This window comes from Bittarella massiliensis (ex Durand et al. 2017), from assembly GCF_017566145.1.
In the GTDB taxonomy this organism is placed as follows: Bacteria; Bacillota; Clostridia; order Oscillospirales; family Ruminococcaceae; genus Bittarella; species Bittarella massiliensis_A.
The window spans coordinates 1-214 of record NZ_JABFCL010000320.1 but is presented as its reverse complement, the minus strand read 5'-3'; the positions used below and the strand labels follow the sequence as shown (position 1 = coordinate 214).

The following is a 214-nucleotide window of genomic DNA, read 5'->3' as shown; positions in this document are numbered from 1 at the left end:
ATACTGTATGTCCCGAAGATTCAACAAACCCGATAAACCAGCCATTTCTGTTTTCTCCATTGACCTGCCCGGTTCCGGTTTTTCCGTAAAGGGAACCGTCAGATGAGGAGGCAAGGCAGATGGCGTTTTTTACTGCTTTCACGTATTCCGGGTGCAGATTCCATTCATTGTGATAGAACCCGGTCAGTAGCTCTACCTGTTCTAACGGGGAAAT

The 214-nt window shown here is 47.2% G+C and carries 1 protein-coding gene; it reads right to left on the bottom strand.

What is annotated here, in order from left to right:
• A partial coding sequence (locus tag HJY11_RS14500) for a penicillin-binding transpeptidase domain-containing protein (protein WP_368041632.1) occupies positions 1–214 on the bottom strand: 214 nt, incomplete at both ends.